At 68.7% G+C, this 4071-nt stretch carries 4 protein-coding genes and 1 pseudogene; 1 reads left to right on the top strand and 4 read right to left on the bottom strand.

Features of this window, described 5'->3' with window-relative positions:
• Positions 1-201: 201 nt before the first annotated feature.
• The gene (locus tag HUK84_RS11715) at positions 202-651 is read right to left on the bottom strand and encodes an RrF2 family transcriptional regulator (protein ID WP_176640452.1); all 450 of its coding nucleotides are present in this window, start codon (positions 649-651) and stop codon (positions 202-204) included.
• A gap of 223 nt (positions 652-874) precedes the next feature.
• Here HUK84_RS11715 and cysK point away from each other — a divergent pair, with 223 nt between their 5' ends.
• Positions 875-1858 carry a cysteine synthase A gene (cysK, locus tag HUK84_RS11710; RefSeq protein WP_176640451.1) on the top strand — a complete coding sequence of 328 codons (984 nt, stop codon included), beginning with the start codon at positions 875-877 and terminating at the stop codon, positions 1856-1858.
• 82 nt (positions 1859-1940) lie between these two features.
• On the opposite strand, the gene HUK84_RS11705 is transcribed toward cysK, so the two are convergent.
• From HUK84_RS11705 to HUK84_RS11695, 3 genes and pseudogenes are all read right to left on the bottom strand, one after another.
• Positions 1941-3089 (bottom strand): OmpA family protein, encoded by a 1149-nt coding sequence (locus HUK84_RS11705; RefSeq protein ID WP_176640450.1) that lies wholly within the window; start codon positions 3087-3089, stop codon positions 1941-1943.
• A gap of 221 nt (positions 3090-3310) precedes the next feature.
• Positions 3311-3649, bottom strand: coding sequence for a DUF1491 family protein (locus HUK84_RS11700; protein ID WP_176640449.1), 339 nt, complete (start codon positions 3647-3649; stop codon positions 3311-3313).
• Between the two features lie 42 nt (positions 3650-3691).
• Positions 3692-4071 (bottom strand): annotated as a pseudogene (locus HUK84_RS11695) (S41 family peptidase); the annotation flags it as partial.

The following is a 4071-nucleotide window of genomic DNA, read 5'->3' as shown; positions in this document are numbered from 1 at the left end:
ACGCCACGGGCGTCGTGGTGCCGACCCCCGCCGTCACCGCACCGCCGCCACCCGCGCCGGTCAAGAAGAAGACGGCGCGTCGCCGGACGACGCACACCGTCCAGCATCACTAACCGGCCAGCATCACTAAGAGCATCACTAAGGCCGGCGCCACCGCCGGCCGTCAGATCCGATCAACCAGACCGGATCAGATTGACCCGGTCAGATCGAAAAGGTGATCGGCTCGGCCAGCGGGCGGCGCATGCCGCTGGACTCGGCGCGGCGGACCAGATCGTCCAGGGTCAGCTTGCGGCACTGGCCGGATACCGCGTCATCCAGCTTCTGCCAGCAGGGTTCGATCACCTTGGCGAACAGCGCGCCGGCCGGGCCGTCATCGGTCGACGAATCGTCTGCGGTGGCGGTATCGACGATATCGGCCAGCGTGATGTCCCGGCGTGGGCGGCCCAGGCGGTAGCCGCCGCGCGGCCCGCGCACGCTCTCCAGCAGCCCGGAACGCGACAGGGTCTGCAGCAGCGGTTCGATGCCGCGTCGCGCCAGGCCCGCGCGCTCGGCGATGTCGGCGGCGCTGACCGTGCCGCTTCGCCCGGCATGAAACGCGACATCCAGCATGATAAGGACCGCGATCATCGCCCTGTCACGCCGAAGCAGCATCCCCGTTCTCTCCTGTCCTGCCGTGTGTCCGATCCGGCGCGCGGGCGGCCCGGCGCAGGGTTAATGGCGGAAATCTAACAGGAACGGGGACGATGATCCACGTTTCTGTTCGGTATGATGGTGGATTATCTCCATGATTGCGATTAAATCCGCGTCAGGGGCCGTGCCGGGGAATATGGAACGGTGCGATTGCCGGAACGGCCGTGATGCAGGCGAAGGGGAGATGACGATGGCGGATGAAGACCGGCTGGGCCTGGCCCATCCCAGGGGCCGGGTGTACGATTCGATCGTCGATACGGTCGGCGGCACGCCGCTGGTCGGGTTGCCGCACCTGACGCGTGAGGACGAACTGACCAGCCGCATTTTGCTGAAGCTGGAATTCTTCAACCCGCTGGCCTCGGTCAAGGACCGGATCGGCGCGGCCATGGTGCTGGCCGCCGAACGGCGGGGGGAGATCGTGCCCGGCAAGACGGTGCTGGTCGAGCCGACCTCGGGCAATACCGGCATTTCGCTGGCTTTCGTCGCCGTGGCGCGGGGATACCGGCTGATCGTCACCATGCCCGAGGGCGCGTCGGTCGAACGACGCAAGATGCTGCGCCTGCTAGATGCCGAACTGGAATTGACGCCGGCGCGGCTGGGCATGGCCGGCGCGATCGCCCGGGCCGAGGACATCCTGAAGAAGACGCCCCATGCCTGGATGCCGCGCCAGTTCGACAATCCCGATAATCCCGCCATTCATGCCGCCACCACGGCCGAGGAGATCTGGGCCGACACCGAGGGTACGGTGGATATCGTCGTGGCAGGCCTGGGTACTGGCGGCACCGCCAGCGGCATCGCCCATGCGCTGAAGCCGCGCAAGGAGGGGCTGGCGGTCTACGGCGTCGAACCGGTCGAAAGCGCGGTCCTGAGCGGGGACGAGGCCGGCCCCCACGGTATCCAGGGCATCGGCCCGGGTTTCTGCCCCCATACGCTGGACCTGGCCGCGCTGGACGGCGTGTTGACTGTGTCCGAGCGCGAGGCGATCGCCGCCGCCCGCCGCTGCGCCCGGCTGGACGGGGTGCCGATCGGCATTTCCTCGGGCGCCGCGCTGCATGCGGGGATAAGACTGGCCCAGAAGCCGGAACATGCGGGCAAGACGATCGTGGTGATCGCGCCGTCCTTCGCCGAACGCTATCTGTCCACTTCGCTCTTCACCGGCCTGGCCTGAGTTTTCATGCTCCCGGGCCAAAGCTGGCCGGTCCAAGGGGCCGTATGGCCCCTTGCGGGTTCGGGCAGAGCCCGGCCGTGACTTATTTCAGAATGATCTCGACGCGCCGATTCTGCGGCTCGCGGGTGTTGGGGCCGGTCGGCACCAGCGGATGCGATTCGCCGAAGCCGTGGATCTCGATCGCGGCGCCGGGCACGCCGTCGCGGACCAGTTCGGCCTGCACCGCCTGGGCGCGGCGCAGCGACAGCACCATGTTGTAGCGTGCGCCGCGCGGCCCGGGATGGGCGGCGGAATTGTCGGTATAGCCGTCCACCTCGATCCGCGTCGTCTGGGTGTGGGTGGATGCCTGGGCAGCGGCCGCGACGATGCTGCGGGCACGCTCGGTCAGCGCCGCCTTGTCCCAGTCGAAGAACACCAGATAGGTCCGGCTCTGCGCGGGCGCCGGAGCCGCGGGTTCGGGCGCGGGCGGCGGCGGCGGGGGCGCCGGATTGAATTCGTAGCGCAGGCCCAGCAGCAGGGAATGGTTGAAATCGGTCTTGGTGTCGCGATTGCCCGACGACGCGCCATAGGGGTGCATCATGTCATAGCCGCCGATGGTGCCCAGCGCGCGCGCGCCGTGCGACTGGGGCCCCAGCATCGTCCAGAACCGGTATTCCGCGGTGGCCGACAACCCGACCACCCACGGCACCGGGAAGGCCAGGCCGAAGATCCCCTGATAGGCGAAATTGCCGTAGGTGCCGCCGATCTGCTGGCTGAAGCTGTTGTTCGGCGCGGTGACGCTGGCATTCATCGCCTGCCAGGCATAGCCGACGCCTGCGCCGAAATACGGGAACAGCCAACTCTTGCCGATATCCATGTCGAACAGGGCATTGGCCATGACGCCATAGGTCTGCTGGCGCCCGCCGGCCCGGCTGCCGGGCACTGCGCCCGAATTGAAGCCCTGCAGCCCGTTATTGCGGTAATTGCCCTCGATTTCCACGCGGAAGCCGTTGCCCAGGCCCCAGCCGACGCTGCCGATGCCGGTGACGCCGGTATGGTAGCTGTCGCGCCCGTCGGGGAAATTGGGCGAGGACCGTACCCGCTGGTCCTGGTTGAAGCTGGCCCCGCCGGCGCCGGCGACATACAGGCCCTGCACCGGCTGGGCAGCGGCCGGGGCCACGGACAGGACGGCGCCGAGGGCGCATGAAGCCGCGAGGAAGGACCCCGTAAGCAATCCGTGCCGCAATGTCATAACCTGTTCTCTCCCTTCGCCGGGCGCCGTCGATCGTCTCGCCCGGTCGAGCGAATATGCCTGGCCCGGCCGGCGGTCTCTCGTAAGAGCCCCCTTGCGGGCGGTCAATCACCGTCTTCTTTTGCCGAAAGATGGGCTTATGGCAATCCATGGGCTGCCCGGCCGCGCGTGGAACAGGTTGTGCGGCCCGTTGTGTGGCTCAGCGCACACAGCGCCCATGGTCAGATCAGCAGCGCCTCGAACGGGGGCAACAGGTTCGGCGCGTCGAATTCCAGCACCCACAGATCGGGGTCGCGGCCTACCTGGCGGGCGACATAGGCGTCGGCGGCCTGCTGGTCGACCGGTTCGACCCCCGTGCCGCGAATCCAGGCCGGACGCCCGTCCGGCGCCCGGGTCTGGCTCAGCACGGACAGGCGTCCGTCCCGCCCCAGCAGCACCGCCAGCACCCCCCCTGCATCCGCATCACCGCGGCGCAGCACCATGGCGGGGTGGCCGTCCTGGTTCGCCTGCCGGATGACGGCGGCAGCCCACAGGCTGGTACGCAGCCGGGCCTCGGTCATGGTCCGCCGCCCTCCGTCATCTCGTCCCGTTCCATCCGGCCGTCATTCGGTTTGCGGGGCATAGGTGCCCTCGTCGGGAATGGCGTCCAGGGCGGCGCGATATTCCGCCGGATTGTCCAGCAGCGACCGCGCGGCATCCAGGTCGGAATCGGTGCCGATGGCCGCCGGGCAGAATTTGCGGATCTCCAGGATCCGCGACACCGGCACCGGATAGCGCGCGGCCCGCGCGGCGTGAACAGCATCGCGCATGTCGTCCTGGCCGGCCGCCAGGTCCTGCAACTGCCGGGCCAGGTCGGCCTCGCCCCGGCTGGTGCAGAGCTGCGGCATCACGCCCAGCCCCTGCAGCGGCCAGCCCAGAGGTGCCAGCACGCGGCTCCAGGTCACGAACAATTCCCCGCCGTCGGGCATCTGGCCGATCGTCT

The sequence above is a fragment of the Nguyenibacter vanlangensis genome, assembly GCF_013376155.1.
Taxonomy (GTDB): Bacteria; Pseudomonadota; Alphaproteobacteria; order Acetobacterales; family Acetobacteraceae; genus Gluconacetobacter; species Gluconacetobacter vanlangensis.
The sequence above is the reverse complement of the archived record's forward strand: the minus strand, read 5'-3'. Positions and strand labels throughout refer to the sequence as shown.